This is a genomic window from Streptomyces sp. BV286, assembly GCF_019090165.1.
Lineage (GTDB): Bacteria > Actinomycetota > Actinomycetes > Streptomycetales > Streptomycetaceae > Streptomyces.
On record NZ_JAHRIB010000141.1, the window covers coordinates 430,361 to 450,650 of the forward strand.

Below are 20,290 nucleotides of genomic sequence, written 5' to 3' on the forward strand. Positions count from 1 at the left end.
GCAGCCGCCCGGGCTCTGCGGTGACGACCGAGTCAGGTGCCGAGCGTGCCGAAGAAGGCACGGACATCGGTGACGAAGGCTTCCGGCTGCTCCAGCGCCAGGAAGTTGCCGCCGCGCTCCAGCTCGTTCCAGTACGTGATGTTGTGATCCCGCTCGGCGAAGCGGCGGATGGCGATGTCGCTGCTCAGGGCGACGGCCACACCGGTCGGGACGGTACCGCGTGCCTTCGGAGCCCAGGCGGTCGCGTCGTGGGCCGTCTCGTAGTACAGGTTGGCCGACGAGCCCGCCGTGCCGCTGAACCAGTAGACGCTCACGTTCGTCAGCAGCCGGTCCCGGCCCACCGCGTCTTCGGGGAGCTCGGACGCGGCGTCCGTCCACTCCTTGAACTTCTCCACGATCCAGGCGAGTTGACCGACCGGCGAGTCGTGCAGACCGTAGGCGAGGGTCTGCGGACGCGTGGACTGGATGGCGTTGAAACCCATCATGTCCTGCTGGAAGTTCTCCAGCCGCGCCAGTCGCTCCTGCTCCGGTGCGGTCAGTCCCTCGAACTCGGCCGGATCGCCGGAGGGGAAGGTGAGCAGGCCGTTGACGTGAATGCCGACGATCCTGTCGGAGGCCTGCCGCCCCATCTCGGCGGCGATCCAGGCACCACCGCCCGTCCCCTGCACGCCGTAGGCGCTGTAGCCGAGCCGGTCCATCAGCTCGACGAACGCTCCCGCTATGCGGCCGGTGTTCCAGCCTGCCTCGCCGAGGGGACCGGAGAACCCGGTACCGGGCGTCGAGGTCACGATCACGTGGAAGTCCTCCGCCAGCGGCCGGATGACATCGGCGAACTGCACGAACGAGCACGGCCAGTCGTGCAGCAGAAGCAGCGGAACGGCCGCCGGGTTCTGCGAACGGACGTGCAGGAAGTGGATGTTCTGCCCGTCGATCTCAGTGGTGAACTGGGGGAACTCGTTGAGCTCTGCTTCCGCCTTGCGCCAGTCGAAGGCGTCCGCCCAGTACGCGACCAGGCCCTTCAGATAGTCGGTGGGAACACCCCGGCTCCAGCCGGCGCCGGGAATCTCGCTGCCCCAGCGCGTACGGGCCAGCCGGTCGCGCAGGTCGTCGAGCTCGTCCTGCGGAACCTCGATGCGGTACGAGTGGATCCGGGCGTCGGTGCTGCTGCTGGTTTCCATGGACAGAACACTATTCTCGATATAGGCACGATGCGTTCCTAATGGCACCACAGGCTGGACTTCATGCTCGACACCTCGGCGCGGTTGCTGCGCCTCCTCTCCCTGTTGCAGGCTCCGCGAGCCTGGCCCGGATCCGAGCTGGCCGAGCGACTGGGGGTGAGCGGACGCACCGTGCGCAACGACATCGACCGACTGCGCGAGCTCGGCTATCCCGTGGACGCCACCCGCGGCGCCGTGGGCGGCTACCGGCTCGGTGCCGGCGCGGCCATGCCCCCGTTGCTCCTCGACGACGACGAGGCAGTCGCGGTGACGATCGCGCTGCGCACCGCCACGGAGGGTGCCGTCCCCGGCACCGAGGAGACCGCGCTGCGGGCGTTGACCAAGCTGGAGCAGGTACTTCCCTCGCGGTTGCGCCGACGGGTGCGGGCCCTGCACGCGTTCACCGTCACCGTGCCGGCCGACCGGCCCGCCCCGACCGTCTCCGCGGACGTGCTCACCACGCTGGTCTCCGCCTGCCGTGACCGCGAACGGCTGCGCTTCGACTACCTCGACCACGCGGGCACGCCCACCCTGCGCGTCGTCGAGCCCTATCGGGCGGTGAACTGGGGGCAGCGCTGGTACCTGGTGGCCTGGGACGTCGCGCGCGAGGACTGGCGGACCTTCAGGATCGACCGGATCCGGCCGCGAACCCCGACCGGACCGCGCTTCACCCCGCGAGAGCCTCCCGGCGGCGACATCACGGCGTACGTCTCCCTGCGGGTGTCCAGTGCGACGTGGCGCCACCATGCGCGAGTGACCGTCCACGCCCCGGCGACGGCGGTGATCGAGCAGATCAACCCCGCGGTCGGAACCGTCCAGGCCCTCGACACCGACACCTGTGTCCTGACCACCGGAGCCGACTCCGTACAGAGGCTCGCCGCCTATCTGGGCATGCTCGACTTCGACTTCGACGTCACCGAGCCGGCGGAACTCGTCGACCACCTCAGGCGGCTCGCCGACCGCTACTCCCGCTCGACACCGCCCGTCCGGCAGAGCGAGAGGACCACGGCGGGCCCGCCGGGACCGGCATGAACCGGATCCGCCGGACGGAAATCTCGCGCCTTCCCACCGGGCCCGGGGTGCGCGCATGCCGGGATCCGCGACGCCTGTCTACGCGCCGTGGTTCGTGGTGAGACAGGCCCTTGTGGACCCGGCCGGGGTGGTGACCTCGGCGAGAAAGGTCTGCCTGGTGTGCGGCTACGGCTCCTGGCAGACGGCCGGCGGACCACCGGCTTCGAGGCGGTCCGGTCGACGACGGGCGGCCGGAGAGCGATGAGTTCGGCGGACGGGCACGGTCTACCCCTACGAACCGCCTGCCGTGAACTCCGGAGGAACGTATGACCGCCAAGGCAGTACCGCCCGTCGTGGACGCCGAGACCTGGCAGCGTCGACTCGACGACCTGCGTGCCCGGGAGAAGGCCGCGACCCGGGAACTCGACGCGATCGCCGCCCAGCGCCGCCGAATGCCGATGGTCGAGATGCCCGACTACACCCTCGACGGCGAGGAGGGGCCGGTCCGGCTGGCCGAGGTCTTCGGAGACAGGACCCAGCTGATCGTCTACAACCACATGTGGTCCCCCGGTAAGACGTGGCAGTGCTCGGGCTGTACGGGTTTCACGTCGCAGTTCACCCGGCTGGAGTTTCTGGATGCCTACGACGCGAGGTTCGTCATCGTCACCCAGGGATCGATCAACGAGGCCCTCGCCTACAAGCGGCGGGTGGGGAACAGGATGACCTGGTACTCCACCGCGAACAGCCCGTTCGGTTCCGACGTGGGCGCACCGCCCGGCGGCGGCTACGCGGTCAACGTCTTCCTGCGGGACGGAGACACCGTCTATCGCACCTGGCACACCGAGGGACGGGGCACCGAGCAGCTCAGCCACAGCTTCGCGCTGATCGACCTGTTGCCGTACGGGCGCCAGGAGGAGTGGCAGGACTCGCCCGACGGCTGGCCTCAGTCACCCACCTACAGCCGGTGGACCGGTTCCGAGGACATCGCGGCGTTCTACGGCCCGGAGGAGTGAGGTATTCGGCCCCGACCAGCGGTCGTTCGGGCATGATCTGTGCGTGTGCTCCGGCCCGGCGCACTCGTCGTGGCGTGCTCCGGGGACGGTTGCGCCCGAAGAGGGCATCGGTGACGGGAGATGCGTGTGATCGTCTGGGTGAACGGCGCGTTCGGTAGCGGGAAGAGCACGCTGGTCGATGAGCTGCGTCCGCGGTGGCCCGAGGTGCTGGTCCTCGACCCGGAGCTGGTCGGCTACGTGCTGCGCGAGATCGTGGAGGTCCCCACGGGTGACTTCCAGGATCTGCGGTTGTGGCGACGGCAGGTCGTGAACCTGGCTGTGGGCCTCGTCGAGGAATACCAAAGGCCCGTCCTGGTTCCCATGACGTTGGTGGACCCGGGGTATGTGGTGGAGATCTTCGGTGCGCTGAAGGATGCCGGCGTGGTGGTCCACCACTTCTTCCTCAAGGTCTCCGAGGAGGTTCTGGTGCAGCGGATCGACGGACGGAGTTTCACGCCGGACAAGCCCGAACAGGATGAGCGGGTCCGGCAGTGGTGCAAGGCCAGGATCGAGCCGTGCACGGCCGCGATGGACACGCTGCCCAGCGACACCGTGTTCCTGGACGGCGGGCTGACTCCGAAGGAGTTGGCCGACGACGTGCTGGCTCGGGTGGGCGGGAGTTCGGGCCGGTAGTCCCGGTCCCGGTGCGACTCGTCCGCGGTGAGGGCCGTGAACACCGGCAGCGGGTCAGCGCGTCAGTGGGAAGTCGTCCACGGCGGGGCGGTCTGGGCCCAGGCCGCGTCCCACTGGGCGAAGTTGTGCCGCTCCAGCCTGCGGTTGGCATACGCGTATGCGGCGGCGCCGAGGAGCGGGACGGTCATGGCGGTGAGGACGGCGCAGCTCATGGCGCGGGTACGGACCTGTTCCGCGGTCAGGGGTGGACCGGTGATCCTGCCTTCACCGTCGACCCACACGCGGACGGTGCTGCCGGCGGTCAGGGCGGGTTCGACGTCGGCCTGTGCCGTGCGGGTGTGTCCCTGGGAGTCGGTGAAGCGGACGGTGACCGGATACCGGGTCTTCTTCGCCTCGTCCGAGCCCGGTTCCGGGTGGCGGGGAGCATCGTGGACCAGTACGGCGGGGATGTACTCGCGGGTGGCGGTCTGCTGCCGGGCGGTCTCCCTGTAGTGACGGTAGGCGGTGTCGCCGACCAGGATCATGGCGGCGGGGGTGGCGGCCAGCACGGCCAGGAACAGACCGAGGGCGATCCACGCCTGGACGAGATCCGTACGACGGCGCAGCGGGTTGCGGCGCCATCGCCACAGCAGAACGTGCGGGAGTTCTGCTGGAGGCGGTTGTGCCGGGGGTATCTCGCGGTCCACGGCGTTCTCCTTCCGTAGGCAAGGGGCCGCCGCGCCGGCCCCTTGCTCACTGGGGGCGGCGCGGACGGCGGGCTAGTGGGAGTGCGTCGCGCCGGTGATGGCGGTGATGGCGGTGACGGCGGGGTGCGTGTGGGTGGCTCGGAGGAGTCTCGCGGCGCCACGGACCGCGGCGGTGTGCGGGGCGGGGACGGGCTGGACAGGAGCGTGCAGACGGCCGGTGAGGCGGTAGGCGATGTCGGGTCGCAGCGCGCCCCCGCCGGCGAGGAGCGCGCCCCGCCGGAGGGCGTCCAGCGTCTGGGACGTGTGGTCCTGGTCCAGCATGGCGGTCACCATCGCGACGACCGCTTCGGTGATCTGCGTGGGCGGGGTGAGGCCGTCCAGGTCGCTGGTGCCCAGGGCGGTGTGACGGGCGTCGACCACCGCGCCGTCGGCGAGCAGCGCGACCTCGGTGAGGTGGGCCCCGAGGTCCACCACGAGCAACGGACGCGCCAGGTCGGCATCGACGGCCATGGCCACGGCGCGTGGAGTGGGGACGGTCAGTACCGCACGCGGACGCAGGACCTCGACCGCGGCGCGGGCTTCGGCCCGGTAGGCGACTCCGCCCAGCACCGGTGTGGTCAGGATGAGCAGAGGGCGGCCGAAGCGGGGCAGACGGTGGCCGAGCAGCCGGGCGACCATCCGGGCGGTTCCGGGTGTGTCGACGATGGTGCCGCGCTGAATGGGGTAGGTGGCGCCGCCGTCCGGAAAGGTGACCGTGGGTACGTCGAGGATCATCCGGCGCCCGGACATCCAGGCTCGGGTGCGGACGCTGCCCAGGTCGAGGGCGATGCCGGAGCACTGCCGGCACCAGGGCCAGGAGCGGTGCCGGGCGGCCGGGGGGCCGGGACGGGCGGGGGTGGTCACCGGTCGGCCTCCCTGACCTGTTGGCAGCGCGTGCAGTAGCGGGCCTGCGGCACGATCCGCAGCCGTTCACGGGCGACGGGCCCCCGGCACAGGTGGCAGGTCCCGTACCGGCCCTCGTCCATCCGGGTGAGCGCGGCCTCCACGTCGGCGAGAACCATGCGGGCGGACGCGGCGAGCTTGACGCGGACCTCGACCTGGGAGGCGGCTTGCCGGTCGAGGAGCGCGTCGGCGCGGGTCGTGGCGGAGGCCGAGAGCTGTTGCAGTTGCTCCTGGCGGAACAGGCGCTGCTCGTGCAGGTTCTCGCGCAGTGCGGCGAGGTCGTCGATCGACAGGGTCGTGTCACGGTCGTCGATGGTCTGGTGGTTCACCACTTCACCCCTTGGGCAGGGCGGGAGACGGAGGGCGGACAGGTGTCGTCAGGCGCTGTCGCGCTGACAGGGAACGCAGAACCGTGCGTAGGGCAGGATTTCCAGGCGTTCGACCGGGATGGGCCTGGAGCAGGTCCGGCAGACGCCGTAGCTCCCGTCCCGGACACGACCGAAGGCGGCCTCGACCTCGGCGAGGACGCGCCGGATGGTGTCCTTCTGTGCGGACAGCACCTGTTCCTCCGCGTCCGGTCCGGCCTCGGCGATGGCCTGCAGCTGGGTGAGCCGGGAGGCCCGTTCGTGTTCGAGGCGCTGGAGGGCGTCGTGCGCGGTCAGCCGCTGGGGACGGCTTTCGGTCTGCGACGTATCGAGTGACATGGTGGCTCCTGTTCTCGGCCCGGGGTCGAGCCGGGCGGGGGAGTCGTCGAGACGGGGGAGAGGGGAGGACCGGAGATCACGTGTGGCGGTTCGTGCCTCCACCGTGGCCGATGCGCCGCGCGGATCCCATCGGGCGCGATACCCATCTACGGCAGGTCCCGGAGCCCATCGCGGCGTGGGCAGGCCACGTCCGGGAAATGGGCACTGGAGCCCATCGACGGGCGACCTTGGAACGGGCAGGCTGGACCACGGGCCGGTCGGCGTCAGTGGCCCGCAGCTCACGCTCGGGGCGCACGGTGACCGACAGTAGAGGCACAGCCGTGTCATACGGAGAAAGGCGTCATCCCGGTGTCCCTGTTCTGGAGGATCTTCGCGCTCAACGCGGTGGTGCTGGGCGGCGCCACCGCGTTGCTGCTGTGGGCTCCGGTGACGGTGTCCGTACCGGTTCTGCTGACCGAGGCGGTCATCCTCGTGGGCGGCCTGGTCGTCATGCTGGTCGCCAACGCCGCCCTGCTGCGGATCGGGCTGGCCCCGCTGGACCGGCTCACCCGGCTGATGACGACCGTGGACCTGCTGCGCCCCGGGCAGCGGCTGCCGGAACACGGCCACGGCGAGACCGCCGAACTGATCCGCACCTTCAACGCCATGCTCGGACGGCTTGAACACGAACGGGCCACCAGCAGCGCCCGCATCCTGCTCGCCCAGGAGGCCGAACGGCGCCGCATCGCCCAGGAACTCCACGACGAGGTCGGCCAGACCATGACCGCGGTCCTGCTGTCCCTGAAACGGGCCTCGGACGAGGCGGAGGAGCCCCTGAGGGACGAGCTGCAGCAGGCGCAGGAGATCACCCGCGGGAGCCTCGACGAGGTGAGACGCCTGGTTCGCCGGCTGCGGCCGGGAGTACTGGACGATCTCGGTCTCGTCAGTGCCCTCACCTCGCTGACCACCGAGTTCGCCACGCATGCAGGACTGCGCGTGCTGCGGCGCTTCGACGCCGATCTGCCCGCGCTGGACTCCGAGACGGAACTGGTGCTCTACCGCGTCGCCCAGGAAGCCCTGACCAACGCGGCCCGCCACGCCGAGGCCGGACAGGTGGAGGTGAGCCTGAACCGCATCGGCGAAGCGGTGGTGCTGGCCGTCGCGGACGACGGCCGCGGAACCGGCGTCGCCCGCGAAGGGGCAGGGATCCGCGGAATGCGCGAGCGGGCCCTGCTGATCGGGGCCACGCTGGACGTCACCTCCCAGCCGCAGGCCGGAATGCAGGTCCGGCTGACCGTGCCCCTCCTCAGGAAGCAGCCATGACCACGTCCGACGCACCCGTGATCCGTATCCTCCTTGCCGACGACCACGCGCTGGTACGCCGTGGGGTGCGGCTCATCCTCGACGGGGAGCCGGACCTCGAGGTGGTCGCCGAGGCCGGGGACGGCGCGGAGGCGGTTGCCCTGGCCCGCAGCCATGAGGTCGACCTGGCGGTGCTGGACATCGCCATGCCGCGGATGACCGGTCTGCAGGCCGCCCGTGAACTCGCCGCCCTGAAGCCCGGCGTGCGGGTGCTGATGCTGACGATGCACGACAACGAGCAGTACTTCTTCCAGGCGCTCAAAGCTGGTGCCAGTGGGTACGTGCTGAAGTCCGTGGCCGACCGCGACCTGGTGGCGGCCTGCCGGGCCGCCATGCGGGACGAACCCTTCCTGTATCCGGGCGCGGTCACCGCACTCATCCGCAACTATCTCGACCGTGTCCGGCACGGGGAGGAACCGCCCGACCAGGTGTTGACCGCGCGTGAGGAAGAGGTCCTCAAGCTCGTGGCGGAAGGGCACTCCTCCAAGGAGATCGCCGAGATGCTCTTCATCAGTATCAAGACCGTCCACCGGCACCGGGCGAATTTGCTCCACAAGCTCGGCCTGCGCGACCGGCTGGAGCTCACCCGCTACGCGATCCGCGCAGGCCTCATCGAAGCCTGACCGCGCCGGTCGCGCTCAGTACTGGCCGGCATCCCACCGGTGAGCGGGTGGCGAGTGCGATCGTCACAAGGGCTTGAGCCGCGTGCGCAGGAGGCAGAACTCGTTGCCCTCGGGGTCGGACAGGACGTGCCAGCTCTCGCTGCCGGTCTGGCCGACGTCGGCGGGCCTGGCCCCGAGAGCGAGCAGTCGTTCCAGCTCGGCATCCTGGTCGCGGTCGGTGGCGTTGACGTCGATGTGTACCCGGAGCTGTCCCGTCCTGGGGGCATCGCTCGGGTTGAAAACGAGCGTGGGCTGCGGGCTTCCCGTACCGGCGCCCGGTGGGCCGATCGCGATGCTTCCGTCGGCCTCGCGCTCCAGCTCGACGTAGCCGAGGACGTCGCTCCAGAACGCGGCCAGGCGGTCGGGGTCCGCGGCATCGATGACCAGTTCACTGATTCGGCATGCCATGGCCGTCACTATACGAAGTCGTGACGGGCTCGGTCGCGGCTTCGCGGTAGGAGAGGGCGGACGCCCCGCCGGGAGTGGTGGGTGATCTCCGGCCCGGAACGCTGCTGGTCCACGTCGGCTCGAGCGGCCAGGTCAGGCGTCGACGTTCACGCGGCGGCCCCGGCACGGGGGCCGCGCCAGTCCAGGCACAGGACCGTGGCGTCGTCCCGCACGTGGCCGTCGCAGGCGTCGGCGACCGCGGCGACCAGCGTGCGCACGACCTCGCGCGGGTGCTCGGTGGCAGTGGCACGCATCAGACCGGGCAGGTCGACCGTGTTCGCCTGACGTTCCTGCATGCCGTCCGTGTAGAGCACGAGGCGGTCGCCGGGGCGCAGGTCGAGGTCCTGCACCGTGTAGGGGCCCTGTCCGACGACACCGAAGGGCAGGTTCACGGTCAGGTGGAGTTCGTGGACCCGGCCGTCGCGCAGCAGCAGCGGCCGGGGATGGCCGGCGTTGACGAGCTGGGCGCCGCTGCCGTCCAGGGCGATGCGCAGCAGCTGGCCGGTGGCGAAGGTGCGCCGGCCGTGGTCGAGGAGGGCCTGGTGGGTCTGGCGGGCCTGTTCGGCCAGATCCGCCCCCGCCCGGCGGGCGCCCCGGGAGGCGTTGACCAGGAGGGTGGCGATGAGTGAGGCGTCGACGTCGTGGCCCATGGCATCGGTGACGGACAGGTGCAGGGCGTCCTGGTCGAGGGCGTAGTCGTAGGTGTCACCGGCGATGTCGGAGGCGGGCACCAAGGCTCCGGCGAGGGAGAACTCGGGAGCTTCGCAGGAGGGGGCCGAGGGCAGGAGCTGGCGCTGGATCTCCGCGGCCAGGCTGACCGTGGTGGTGCGGTTGCCCCAGTGGTAGAGGTCGGTGAAGCGGCGGTCGGTGACGATGATGTACGCCAGTGCGTGCGCGGCCTCCTCCACCTGCTCCAGCACGTCCTCGGTGACCTGGGTGAGGAACAACTCCAGAACCCCGATGGCGTCGCCGCGATTGGTGACCGGGGCCAGGACCCGCCAGCCCTGCCCGCCCTCCGGCGCCTGCACGAGCTTCTGGGTGCGCAGGACCTCGTCGTAGATGCTGCTGCCGGCGAGAGGCTCCTGATCGGGATGACGCTCCTGGTGCGTGGCCGCCTGATCACTGACCCGGAGCAGACGGCGGCCGACGACGTCGACAAACAGGAACGACACGTATCGCGCGTCGAAGCGGTCACGCAGGTTGCGGGCCACGACATCGAGGGAGCCGACCGGTGCGGCGTCCTCCGCCGCTGCCAGCACGTCAGCCAGTCCGATCCGTTCATGCATTCACTTCAGCTCCCCAGGTTAGGAACTCTCCTTCCCCGAGACACGTCGGGCATCACTCGCGAAGACCGGCTGGAAGATCCGAGGGCGCCGACGCCGAACGCCATCGCGTCGCCGGTCGGCGTGCTTGGCGTACTTGCCGCGGAGTGGCCGAGTACTGCTCGTCAACCGTGTGAGGAGCCGTCGCCACCGCGAGGACGCGCGGTTCCATCGGTCTCGCCGCCTGCTGCGATGGTGAAGACCTGGTCCAGGCCGATGATGCGCAGGATGCGCAGGGTGTCGGCGGGGACGGCTGCCAGAATCACCTCGGCGTCGGCCGTCTGGGCGCGTTGGCGGGCGGCGAGAAGGGCGCTGATGCCGGTGGAGTCGCAGAAGTCCAGACCGGACAGATCGATGACCAGGCTCTGACCCGGGCTCAGGACGAGACGCTCGACCTCTTCGCGCAGCGCGGTGGCCTGCTCGTAGTCGAGCTCGCCGACCACCTGCAGAACGGGTCCGGCGGCGGCGTCGCGATGGCTGATGTTCAGCGGGCTCATCCGGCTCGGTCCGTAACGGGCAGGGCGGGTACGCCGAGTGCGAGCAGGGCGGTGTCGTCGTCCAGGCCGCCGCCGAAGCTCTCCAGCAGTCCGGTCAGCGCGGTGATCATGTCGTTCGGTGTGGCCGGTGCGTGCCGGGTGGCGAAGGCGTGCAGGGCCTCGTCGCCGAAGAGGTTCTCTCGGGTGGGGCCGGTGCGGGCCTCGGTGAGGCCGTCGGTGTAGAGCAACAGCGTGTCACCCGCGGCGAGGATGGTCTCCGCGGTGCTGAACGGGGCGGCAGGCAGGACGCCGACGAGCAGCCCGCCGGGAGTGCGGAGGTAGTCGGCTCGGCCGTCGGCCCGCATGACCAGCGCCGGCGGGTGCCCACCGGAGGCGAGGCGCACGGTGCATATGTTCCGGTCGGCGTCCGGTTGGACGACGCCGAAGATGACGGTGCAGTAGCGGGGGTCCCTGCTGGCGGCGTACCGCTCCTGGAGTACGGCGTTCAGTGTGGTCAGGGCTGCGGCAGGCTCGGGATCGTGGAGGGCCGCGGCCCGCAGGGTGTAGCGGGTCAGTGAGGTGAGGGAAGCCGCCTGCGGGCCCTTGCCGCACACGTCCCCGAGGAAGAACGCCCACCGGCCGTCGCCCAGGGAGAACAGATCGTAGAAGTCGCCGCCGAGACGGTCGGGGGAGGCGGTGTGGTAGTGGACGGCTGCTTCCAGCCCCGGCACGGCAGGCAGTGAGGAGGGCACCAGGGACTGCTGCAGCACCGCGAGCGAGTCGGCCAGCCGTTCCCGGTCGGTCTCGGCCTGCCGACGGGCCTCCTCCGCCTCGGCACGTGCCCGCTCGGCCTCCTGACGGCGGCGCAGGAGTTCCTGCTCGTAGGCGCGCCGGTCCGAGGCGTCGAAGACGGTGGTGCGGATCAGCAGCGGATCGCCGTCACCGCTGTGCTTGACCACGGAGGAGACCATCACCGGCAGTCGTCGCCCGTCGGCGCCCTTCATCTCGAGGGCGATGCCGCGCAGCTCGCCCTGCATGCGCAGCAGCGGCGCGAAGTGTGTCTCGTGATAGAGCTTTCCGCCTACGGTGAGGAGATCCGCGAAGCGGACCCTGCCGACCACTGCTTCGCGCTTCAGGGACAGCCAGTCCAGCAGCGTGGCGTTGATCTTGGCGATGGTGCCGTCCATCAGGGTCGACAGGTAACCGCAGGGGGCCGACTCGTACAGGTCCTCGGCACTGTCCTCCAGCAGGGCGGTGAACGCGGCGTCCGTGCCCGCGTCGTCCTCGATCTCCGTGGGCTCCGGTTCGTCGCCTGTGCGGCACATCAACGCTGGGCCGCCAGAAAGTCGAGAATCGCCGCGTTGGTGGCCTCGGGCGCGCTCAGCTGGGGGCAGTGCCCCGTGGCGTCCAGGGTGACCAGGCGGGAGGCGGGGATCGCGGCATGCACGTACGCGCCGACCTCACGGGGCGCGATCACGTCCTGGGAGCACTCCAGCACCAGAGTCGGCACCGTCACACTCTTCAGGTCCTCGCGGCTGTCGGACAGGAACGTGGTGCGGGCGAAGACACGGGCGATGTCCGGGTCGGTGGCGCAGAAACTGTTGGTCAGCTCCTGCCCCAGCTCCGGCCGCTCCGGATTGCCCATGATCACCGGGGCCATGGCGGAGGACCAGCCCAGATAGTTCGAGTCGAGCGAGTCCAGCAGTTCGTCGATGTCGTCCGCCGTGAAGCCGCCCCGGTAGCCGTCACCGTCGATATAACACGGTGAGGGCGCCACCATCACCAGCGCTCCGATGCGCTCCGGCGCCGTCCGCGCGGCCAGCACCCCCACCATGGCGCTGACCGAATGCCCGACGAACGCCGCCCCTTCCAGACCCAGCTCCTCGCAGACGTCCACGACGTCCTGGGCGTATCCCTGCAGAGAGGAGTACCGCTCCTGGCTCCAGGCCGACAGATCCGAACCGCCGGATCCGACGTAGTCGAAGAGCACCACCCGGTACTTCTTCTCCAGGGCCGGTACGGCCAGCCGCCACATGTTCTGATCACAGCCGAATCCATGTGCCAGCACCACCACCGGCCCTTCAGCCGGACCTGTGACTGTCACATTGTTCCTACTGCGAATATCCATACCGGCCATACTCCCACCCGGCCCGAGGGGTCAGGGCGCAGGGCGCAGGGCCGCACAGTTCCCCGTGCTGAGCCCGCTCTCCTGCCGGTCATCGGACGACAGGATCGCCGTGTTCACCACCCAATGCTGTTCCGCGGTGTTCGATGTCGTACACCTCCGCAAATGCTCCTGGAGTGTCATGAGTTCGGAGAGTCGGAGAGACTGAAGGGCTTTGAGTGGGAGTCCAAGGGCGGGACGCCGTGTCGGAGGAAGGTGGATCCGTGAGTTCGCGCTGAACCCGGTTTCGGGGAGCTCAGCTCCCGTGCGAGCACTCGTCCTGAACCTACGACGATTCGCGCACCACGAGTTCGGTGGGAAGGACCACGTGTTGCCGCGACTCCTCGGGATCGCCGATCTCCTTGAGGAGGATGTGGGCGATCGTGCTGCCGATCTCCTCGATGGGCTGACGCACGCTCGTCAGAGGCGGGTTGCTGTGCCGGGCGATGATGGAGTCGTCGAAACCGACCACCGCCACATCGCCGGGAACGCTGCGCTTCTGCCTGCGCAACTCCGCCAGGGCGCCCACCGCCATGACGTCCGATGCGACGAACACCGCGTCGAGTTGGGGAACTTGTTCAAGGAGTGAACGCATGGCGGCCACTCCGCCCTCCTCGGTGAAGTCCGCCTGGGCCACAAGCCGGTCGGTGACTTCGTGTCCTGCCTTCTCGAGGGCCTCCCGCCAGCCCTGGAGCCGACTGCGTGCCACATCCATGTCGAGGGGGCCGCTGATCGTGGTGACGGTCCGCCGCCCGCGTGCGAGCAGGTGCCCGACGGCCGCCGCGGCTCCGCCCGCGTTGTCGGAGTGCACATGGCTGAGCGACTCGTCGGGGGAGCGGCGGCCGGCGAGCACCGTGGGCAGGCCCATGTCCTCCAGGAGTCCCGGCAGCGGATCGTGCTCGTGCACCGAGACCAGGAGGACTCCGTCCACGCGCCGCTCCGCCACCGACTCGGTGAGCTGGTCCCGCTCCGCCTGGTCGCGTACAAGCACCAGTTGGAGCTGTGTCCTCGTCTCCGCGAGGGCTGTGCTGACCCCGCGGATCACCGCCGAGAAGTAGGGCTCGGAGCCCAGCCTGCTCTCCGACTCGGGGATCACCAGGGCCACGGAGTTGGTCCTGCTCGTCACCAGACCCCGGGCCACCGAGTTCGGTACGTAGTTCAACTCGGCGATGGCGGCGAGCACCGCGGCCCGGGCCTGCTCGCTGACGAGCTCCGAGCCGTTGATGACTCGTGAAACCGTGGTGCGTCCGACGCCGGCGCGCGCGGCCACGGTCTTGATGGTCGGGCGTTGCCTGCCCACCATGACGCCTCCCTCGCTTGCGCGCTGTCAGATGGCTTTCACCTGCGCATTGTGCCAGACCCTCGCGGAGCGCCCGCAGGCTCTGAGCGGAGCGGTCCGACATCTTCCGGAAACGAAGAGGGTTCAACTTCTTGACAGACGCCTTTCGTGGCGGCCAGGCTTCGGGCTTCCGAGTGGGCACGTTCCCACCATCGTTTGGGAACGTGCCCACCGGACAAATCGTGCCTACGGAGCGGACCGTGGGGCTCGAACTCCGGTGCGTCAGCGCCGCCGCTAGGAGGGCGAAATGGACAAGTTCCGAAGGAAGTTGCGCAGGAGAGTGGTGACCGCCGTATCGGCCGTGTCAGCTCTCGGGCTGGTCGTGGGCTGCGGGGGTAGCGACGGAGGAGGCACGGGCGGGGGCAAGAAGGACGGCAAGGTCACCATCACCATGGGCCTGTTCGGCGTCATGGGCTTCAAGGAGACCGGGCTGCTGGACAAGTACATGAAGGAGAACCCGAATGTCACCATCAAGGCGGACATAGCGGGTGACGAGCAGACCTACTACACAGCCCTGCAGACCCACCTGGCCGCCGGCAGCGGGTTGAAGGACATCCAGGGCATAGAGATCGGCCGTGCCAAGGAACTGTCCGACACGCAGAAGGACAAGTTCGTCGACCTGGCCGGGGTGGCCGGGACGGACCACTTCCTTCCGTGGAAGCAGAGTCAGGTCACCGCCTCGGACAAGAAGGTCATCGGCCTCGGCACCGACATCGGCCCAATGGCCGTCTGCTACCGCAAGGATCTCTTCGAGCAGGCCGGCCTGCCCACCGACCGCGACGAGGTCGCCAAGCTGTGGGAGGGCGACTGGACGAAGTACGTCGCCACGGGCAAGCAGTTCAAGCAGAAGTCCAAGGCCGACAAGGTCGCCTTCATGGACAGCTCCAGCGGGCTCTTCAACGCCATGATCTACGGCAACTCGCAGCAGTTCTACGACAAGGACGGCGAGCTGATCTACGGCACCAACCCCGTCGTGAAGGACGCGTGGAAGCTGGCGTCCGAGGCGGCCACCTCCGATCTGACCGCGAAGCTGCGTCAGTTCCAGCCCGGCTGGGACCCGGGCCTGGCCAACAGCACCTTCGCCACCACCGTCTGCCCGGCGTGGATGCTCGCGCACATCAGCGAGAAGGCGGGCCCGAAGAACAAGGGCAAGTGGGACGTGGCCAAGGCACCCAAGGGCGCCAACTGGGGCGGAGCGTTCCTCGGGGTGATGGAGAAGAGCCCCGTCAAGAAGGAAGCGCAGGATCTCGTCGCCTGGCTCACCGCCCCTGAGCAGCAGGCCTACCTCTTCAAGAAGATCGGCAACTTCCCCTCGTCGCAGACGGCGTTGGAGATGCCCGAAGTCGTCGACGCCAAGTCGGACTACTTCAGTGGCGCACCCATCGGGAAGATCTTCGGCGCAGCGGCCCAGGAGATCCCCGACGAGCAGGTGCTCGGCCGCAAGGACGGCACGATCAAGGACATCTTCTCGCAGGGGCTGACCTTGATCGAGGCGCAGAACAAGAGCCCGAACGAGGCGTGGAAGACCACTGACAAGCGCATCGAGAAGGCCGCCGGCTGACCTCGGCTCCCCTCGCTGCTTCTCCGTAGCCGCCCGGCGCCCCACGCACGGCCCGTGTGGGCCGCCGGGCCCCTGCCCGCCTCCCTCACCTTCCAGGAAGGACGCCCTCCGGTGGCCATCTCCACCTCGACACCCTCAGACGGTGCGCCCGGCGCCGCCCCGCCGACCGGAACCGGCACGGGCGGGGAACGTCAGCGCCGCAGTACGCTGCTGCACCGCCTCGACGTACGGGGCGCCCCGTACGCCTTCGTCGCCCCGTTCTTCGTCGTCTTCGCGGCCTTCAGCTTCTACCCGCTCGTCTACACCTCGTGGATCTCCCTGCACCGCGTCGAACTGTCGACCCTGAGCCTCATGGAGTGGGTCGGTTTCGACAACTACACGGCCCTGTGGGACGACGACCGCTTCTGGAACGCGCTGCTCAACACGATCACCATCGGCGTCCTGTCGACCGTGCCGCAGTTGCTGATGGCGCTAGGGCTGGCTCATCTCCTCAACTACCGGCTGCGTGGCTCGACGTTCTTCCGCGTGGCCGCCCTGACGCCCTACGCCACATCGGTGGGTGCCGCGGCCCTCGTGTTCACGATGCTCTTCGAGCGCGACTTCGGAATGATCAACTGGATGCTGAGCCTGGTCGGCGTCGAGAACGTCGACTGGGAGAACAACAAGTGGGCCGCGCAGACGGCCATTTCGACGATCGTCATCTGGCGCTGGACCGGCTACAACGCGCTGCTCTACCTCGCCGCGATGCAGGCGATCCCGCGCGACCGCTACGAGGCCGCGGCCATCGACGGCGCCTCGCGGTGGCAGCAGTTCCTCACGGTCACCGTCCCCGGCATCCGCTCCACCATCGTGTTCACCATCGTCCTGTCCACGATCGGCGCCACCCAGCTCTTCGGTGAGCCCCTGATCTTCGGTCAGGGCCCGAACGGCATCACCGGGGGAGCGGACAACCAGTACCAGACGCTCGGACTGCTGCTGTACGAGGAGGGCTGGAAGAACTACCAGATGGGCCGGGCCGCCACCGTCGCCTGGGCGATGTTCCTGCTGCTCATTGCCGTGTTCGTCGTCCAACGAATCGTCAAGCGCGTCGCGGCGCGCAAGGCCTGACCGGGAGATTCCCATGACCACAGACAGCATCCCGGTCCAGGCGGCCGACGCACGCCCCGACACCGTACGGAAGACCCGCAAGAGCGCCCCGCCCGGCGGACAGGGCCGACGACTGTTCCGGCACCCGGGTGCCGGACGCCAGCACCATGCCGGTCCCCTCGCCTACATCCTGCTCGGGATCGCGGCGCTGTTCTCCCTCTTCCCGCTCTACTGGACGATGGTCGCGGCGTCGAGTGACAACACACGCGTCACCCAGACACCTCCGCCGTTCCTGCCCGGGCCCCACCTTCTGGACAACCTCGGCAAGGCCTGGCAGGACGCCGCACTGGGCAAGGCCATGCTCAACAGCCTGATCGTGGCCGGTGTGATCGCCCTGTCCACGGTGCTCTTCGCCACTCTCGCCGGCTTCGCGTTCGCCAAACTGCGCTTCAAGGGCCGCAACATCCTGCTGATGCTCGTCATCGGCACGATGATGGTGCCGCCCCAACTCGGCGTCGTACCCCTGTTCATGATGATGACCGAGCTGGGCTGGGGGCAGAAGCTGCCCGCCGTCATCTTCCCCACGCTCGTCAGCGCCGTAGGCGTCTTCTTCATGCGGCAGTACCTGATGGAGGCGCTGCCCGACGAACTCGTCGAGGCCGGGCGGGTGGACGGTGCGCACTCCCTGCGCATCTTCTGGAGCATCGTGCTGCCGATCGCCCGGCCGCCCATGGCCGTCCTGTTCATGATCACGTTCGTGCACGCCTGGAACGACTTCTTCTGGCCGTTCATCGTCCTCGACATGACCAATCCGACGGTCCCCGTCGCCCTCACGCAGCTCAGCGCGGGATACGTGCGCGACCAGTCGCTGATCATGGCGGGCGCCCTGCTCGGCACGCTGCCCCTGCTCGCCATGTTCATCGTGTTCGGCCGCCAGATCGTCGGGGGAATCATGCAGGGAGCGGTCAAGGGATGAGCGCCCTGCCGTCCCCACGCTGCCGCGACCCTTCGGCGCCCGCCGCCACACCTCGCCGTTCCCGCCCCCGCAGCACCTCTGGAAGGACCCCACGTGACCACCGTTACCCGACGTGTCGCGCCCGCCCCGCAGAGCACCACCGGCATCAGGTTCCCGCAGGGATTCACCTGGGGCACGGCGACCGCCGCGTACCAGATCGAGGGCGCCGCCTCCGTGGACGGACGCACCCCTTCGATCTGGGACACCTACTCGCGCACGCCCGGCAGGGTGCGCAACGGCGACACCGGTGACGTTGCCACCGACCACTACCACCGCTGGCGCGAGGACGTCGCGATCATGGCCGATCTCGGCGTGAGCGCCTATCGGTTCTCCCTGTCGTGGCCGCGGGTGCAGCCGACGGGCCGCGGCCCGGCCGTCGAGAAGGGACTCGACTTCTACCGCGCCCTGACCGACGCCCTGCTGGAGAAGGGCATCGAGCCGGTCGTCACGCTCTACCACTGGGACCTGCCGCAGGAGTTGGAGGACGCGGGCGGCTGGCCGGAGCGCGTCACCACCGACCGCTTCGCCGACTACGCGGCCCTCGCGGCCCGTGCGCTGGGCGACCGGGTGAAGACCTGGACCACCCTCAACGAGCCCTGGTGCAGCGCCTTCCTCGGCTACGGATCGGGCGTCCACGCGCCCGGGCGCACCGACCCCGTGGCGGCCCTGCGCGCCGCTCACCACCTCAACCTCGCCCACGGCAAGGCAGTCCAGGCGCTGCGCGCCGAACTGCCCTCCCGCGCGCGGGCGTCCATCACGCTCAACATCCACCACGTCCGTGCGCTGACCGACAGCGCCGCCGACCTCGACGCGGCCCGCCGGATCGACGCGCTGGCCAACCGCGTCTTCACCGGCCCGCTGCTGGAAGGCCAGTACCCGCAGGACCTCCTCCAGGACACGGCCGGCCTGACCGACTGGTCCTTCGTGCAGGACGGCGACACCGCCACGATCCACCAGCCGCTGGACTTCCTGGGCGTCAACTACTACACGCCCACACTCGTCTCCGCCACCACCGACGAGGCCGCCCACGGCTCCGACGGACACGGGATGAGCGAACACAGTCCCTGGCCGGGCGCCGACCAGGTCGCCTTCCACCGTCCTCCGGGCACCACGACGGCGATGGGCTGGGCGGTCGACCCTTCCGGCTTGTACGACCTGCTGATGCGGCTCAAGGCGGACCACCCGGCGATGCCTTTGATGATCACTGAGAACGGGGCCGCGTTCGACGACTACGTCAACCCGGAGGGCGAGGTGGCCGACCCCGACCGCATCGCCTACCTGCACGGTCACCTGGCGGCCGTGCAGCGGGCGATCGTCGCGGGTGTCGACGTGCGGGGCTACTTCCTGTGGTCCCTGCTGGACAACTTCGAGTGGGGCTACGGCTACAGCAAGCGCTTCGGTGCCGTCTACGTCGACTACCCCACCGGTAAGCGCATCCCGAAGGCCAGTGCGCGGTGGTACGCCGATGTGGCCCGCACCGGCACGTTGCCGGACAGGGGCGGCGTGAACGGCTGAGCTGACGGGCGCGGCCGCAGCACTCCGGTGACTTCGGCGATCCCGGGACGATCTTCGCCCCTGCTCCCGTGTCGCTCCGGGGCAGGGGCCCCGGCTGGGCCGGGCCGGGCCGTGACGGGGCCGGTGCAGGGGCAGAATCGTTTCTCGGCGCACAGCTTCGTCGCATAACCTCGTGGATGAAAGCGCCGGATGGCACGTGTATCCACCTTGCGGAGGCGATGGTGCTCGGAAGCGGCACGCGGTTGTTCGCGGGCGCCATGGCCGTGGCATGCATGCTGCTGGTCGGCCCCAGTGCACCGAGCGGTGGACTCTTCGTCAGGTCACTGCCCGTCGGTGCGGTCGGCGAGGTCGTACCGAACCGGGTCATGACGTGGAACATCTGCAATCCCTGTGACGAGAACAACGTCAACCGGGCGTCGGAGATCGCCACATACGCGCCGCAGGTCATCGGGATGCAGGAGGCGTGCGTGCGTGACGTCGAGAGGATCCGCGAGCATCTCAAGAACCTGTACGGGCTGGTGTACCACGTCGAGTACGGGATGGTGCTCAACGACTGGGGCCGCTGCGGCGGACTGCCGTGGAGCCCGGGAGCCTTCGGCCAGGCGATCCTCTCGGCGGCACCGATGACGGACCGCGTCCACGTGGAATACCCCGACGGCGGATCCGAGGACCGTGGGTACATGGCGGTCACCACCATGGTCGGCGGCCAGTCGGTCCGGGTCTTCAACACCCACCTCGCCCAGCGACGTCAGGAATCGGTCCGAGAGGGCCAGATCGGCGTACTCGCCACAGCATTCGCCCGGCACGAACGCGCCATCGCCCTCGGCGACTTCAACGCCGTGCCGGAGGCGCCCGAGCTCAGCCGAATATGGGAACTGGCCGAGGACACGGATCCCCAGTGCCGTCCCTCGCCCGTCGGCACCTGCGAGCCGACCACCGACTGGAACAGCAAGTTCGACTACGTCTTCCTACGAGGGATCGCCCCGATCGAGCACAGGGTGCGGCCCACTCCGTACTCGGACCACCACGCCCTCTACACCGACGTGGACCCGGCTTGAGACGTCTCACGCACCCAGGCCGCTGACCGGAGCCGACAGGTCTTCGCGAAGGACACGGC

The 20,290-nt window shown here is 69.3% G+C and carries 21 protein-coding genes; 10 read left to right on the forward strand and 11 right to left on the reverse strand.

Translation table 11 applies throughout. The annotated features are described in order from the left end of the window. Nucleotides 1-32: 32 nt before the first annotated feature. Nucleotides 33-1,178, reverse strand: a complete 1,146-nt coding sequence (locus KUF83_RS21645; RefSeq protein WP_217456394.1) for an epoxide hydrolase family protein — start codon at nucleotides 1,176-1,178, stop codon at nucleotides 33-35. Nucleotides 1,179-1,241: 63 nt separating this feature from the next. Here KUF83_RS21645 and KUF83_RS21650 point away from each other — a divergent pair, with 63 nt between their 5' ends. From KUF83_RS21650 to KUF83_RS21660, 3 genes are all read left to right on the forward strand, one after another. Continuing rightward, nucleotides 1,242-2,249 carry a YafY family protein gene (locus KUF83_RS21650; RefSeq protein ID WP_217456395.1) on the forward strand — a complete coding sequence of 336 codons (1,008 nt, stop codon included), beginning with the start codon at nucleotides 1,242-1,244 and terminating at the stop codon, nucleotides 2,247-2,249. A gap of 305 nt (nucleotides 2,250-2,554) precedes the next feature. After that, complete coding sequence (locus KUF83_RS21655; RefSeq protein WP_217456396.1) at nucleotides 2,555-3,241, forward strand: DUF899 family protein; 687 nt, start codon at nucleotides 2,555-2,557, stop codon at nucleotides 3,239-3,241. A gap of 126 nt (nucleotides 3,242-3,367) precedes the next feature. After that, complete coding sequence (locus KUF83_RS21660; protein ID WP_217456397.1) at nucleotides 3,368-3,913, forward strand: AAA family ATPase; 546 nt, start codon at nucleotides 3,368-3,370, stop codon at nucleotides 3,911-3,913. A 62-nt stretch (nucleotides 3,914-3,975) separates the two neighbouring features. Here KUF83_RS21660 and KUF83_RS21665 read toward each other — a convergent pair whose 3' ends face one another. The 4 genes from KUF83_RS21665 to KUF83_RS21680 all read right to left on the reverse strand — a co-directional run bounded on the left by KUF83_RS21665 (nucleotide 3,976) and on the right by KUF83_RS21680 (nucleotide 6,245). Then, entirely contained in the window at nucleotides 3,976-4,599 is a 624-nt protein-coding gene (locus KUF83_RS21665; RefSeq protein WP_217456398.1) for a hypothetical protein, read from the reverse strand. A 72-nt stretch (nucleotides 4,600-4,671) separates the two neighbouring features. Beyond that, nucleotides 4,672-5,502, reverse strand: coding sequence for a rod shape-determining protein (locus KUF83_RS21670; RefSeq protein WP_217456399.1), 831 nt, complete (start codon nucleotides 5,500-5,502; stop codon nucleotides 4,672-4,674). Beyond that, nucleotides 5,499-5,873, reverse strand: a complete 375-nt coding sequence (locus KUF83_RS21675; protein WP_217456400.1) for a TraR/DksA C4-type zinc finger protein — start codon at nucleotides 5,871-5,873, stop codon at nucleotides 5,499-5,501. Before KUF83_RS21675 ends, KUF83_RS21670 begins: the two co-directional genes overlap by 4 nt. Nucleotides 5,874-5,918: 45 nt before the next feature. Beyond that, nucleotides 5,919-6,245 carry a TraR/DksA C4-type zinc finger protein gene (locus KUF83_RS21680; RefSeq protein WP_217456401.1) on the reverse strand — a complete coding sequence of 109 codons (327 nt, stop codon included), beginning with the start codon at nucleotides 6,243-6,245 and terminating at the stop codon, nucleotides 5,919-5,921. Nucleotides 6,246-6,593: 348 nt separating this feature from the next. Between KUF83_RS21680 and KUF83_RS21685 the strand changes: the two genes are divergently transcribed. Together KUF83_RS21685 and KUF83_RS21690 are read left to right on the forward strand one after the other, a co-directional pair. Then, nucleotides 6,594-7,547, forward strand: coding sequence for a sensor histidine kinase (locus tag KUF83_RS21685; RefSeq protein WP_217456402.1), 954 nt, complete (start codon nucleotides 6,594-6,596; stop codon nucleotides 7,545-7,547). Beyond that, nucleotides 7,544-8,209, forward strand: coding sequence for a response regulator transcription factor (locus KUF83_RS21690; RefSeq protein ID WP_217456403.1), 666 nt, complete (start codon nucleotides 7,544-7,546; stop codon nucleotides 8,207-8,209). Before KUF83_RS21685 ends, KUF83_RS21690 begins: the two co-directional genes overlap by 4 nt. Before the next feature lie 63 nt (nucleotides 8,210-8,272). Here the strand turns inward: KUF83_RS21690 and KUF83_RS21695 are convergent, their stop codons facing one another. The 6 genes from KUF83_RS21695 to KUF83_RS21720 form a co-directional block, all read right to left on the reverse strand. Beyond that, complete coding sequence (locus KUF83_RS21695) at nucleotides 8,273-8,656, reverse strand: VOC family protein (protein WP_217456404.1); 384 nt, start codon at nucleotides 8,654-8,656, stop codon at nucleotides 8,273-8,275. A 146-nt stretch (nucleotides 8,657-8,802) separates the two neighbouring features. Then, nucleotides 8,803-9,981 carry a PP2C family protein-serine/threonine phosphatase gene (locus KUF83_RS21700; RefSeq protein WP_217456405.1) on the reverse strand — a complete coding sequence of 393 codons (1,179 nt, stop codon included), beginning with the start codon at nucleotides 9,979-9,981 and terminating at the stop codon, nucleotides 8,803-8,805. Nucleotides 9,982-10,142: 161 nt separating this feature from the next. After that, nucleotides 10,143-10,514, reverse strand: a complete 372-nt coding sequence (locus tag KUF83_RS21705) for an STAS domain-containing protein (RefSeq protein ID WP_217456406.1) — start codon at nucleotides 10,512-10,514, stop codon at nucleotides 10,143-10,145. After that, the gene (locus KUF83_RS21710; protein ID WP_217456407.1) at nucleotides 10,511-11,818 is read right to left on the reverse strand and encodes a PP2C family protein-serine/threonine phosphatase; all 1,308 of its coding nucleotides are present in this window, start codon (nucleotides 11,816-11,818) and stop codon (nucleotides 10,511-10,513) included. The genes KUF83_RS21705 and KUF83_RS21710 overlap by 4 nt, the downstream gene beginning before the upstream one ends. Next, entirely contained in the window at nucleotides 11,818-12,621 is an 804-nt protein-coding gene (locus KUF83_RS21715) for an alpha/beta fold hydrolase (protein WP_217456408.1), read from the reverse strand. The genes KUF83_RS21710 and KUF83_RS21715 overlap by 1 nt, the downstream gene beginning before the upstream one ends. A 322-nt stretch (nucleotides 12,622-12,943) precedes the next feature. Then, on the reverse strand, nucleotides 12,944-13,960 hold the full coding sequence (locus tag KUF83_RS21720; protein WP_217456409.1) for a LacI family DNA-binding transcriptional regulator: 1,017 nt from the start codon (nucleotides 13,958-13,960) through the stop codon (nucleotides 12,944-12,946). A gap of 283 nt (nucleotides 13,961-14,243) precedes the next feature. Here KUF83_RS21720 and KUF83_RS21725 point away from each other — a divergent pair, with 283 nt between their 5' ends. From KUF83_RS21725 to KUF83_RS21745, 5 genes are all read left to right on the forward strand, one after another. Further along, complete coding sequence (locus tag KUF83_RS21725) at nucleotides 14,244-15,557, forward strand: ABC transporter substrate-binding protein (protein ID WP_217456410.1); 1,314 nt, start codon at nucleotides 14,244-14,246, stop codon at nucleotides 15,555-15,557. 111 nt (nucleotides 15,558-15,668) lie between these two features. Then, nucleotides 15,669-16,664 carry a carbohydrate ABC transporter permease gene (locus KUF83_RS21730; RefSeq protein ID WP_217456411.1) on the forward strand — a complete coding sequence of 332 codons (996 nt, stop codon included), beginning with the start codon at nucleotides 15,669-15,671 and terminating at the stop codon, nucleotides 16,662-16,664. Between the two features lie 13 nt (nucleotides 16,665-16,677). Further along, complete coding sequence (locus KUF83_RS21735; RefSeq protein ID WP_217456412.1) at nucleotides 16,678-17,619, forward strand: carbohydrate ABC transporter permease; 942 nt, start codon at nucleotides 16,678-16,680, stop codon at nucleotides 17,617-17,619. Nucleotides 17,620-17,712: 93 nt separating this feature from the next. Then, the gene (locus KUF83_RS21740) at nucleotides 17,713-19,173 is read left to right on the forward strand and encodes a GH1 family beta-glucosidase (RefSeq protein WP_217456413.1); all 1,461 of its coding nucleotides are present in this window, start codon (nucleotides 17,713-17,715) and stop codon (nucleotides 19,171-19,173) included. A gap of 218 nt (nucleotides 19,174-19,391) precedes the next feature. Beyond that, on the forward strand, nucleotides 19,392-20,231 hold the full coding sequence (locus KUF83_RS21745) for an endonuclease/exonuclease/phosphatase family protein (protein ID WP_217456414.1): 840 nt from the start codon (nucleotides 19,392-19,394) through the stop codon (nucleotides 20,229-20,231). Nucleotides 20,232-20,290: the final 59 nt, after the last annotated feature.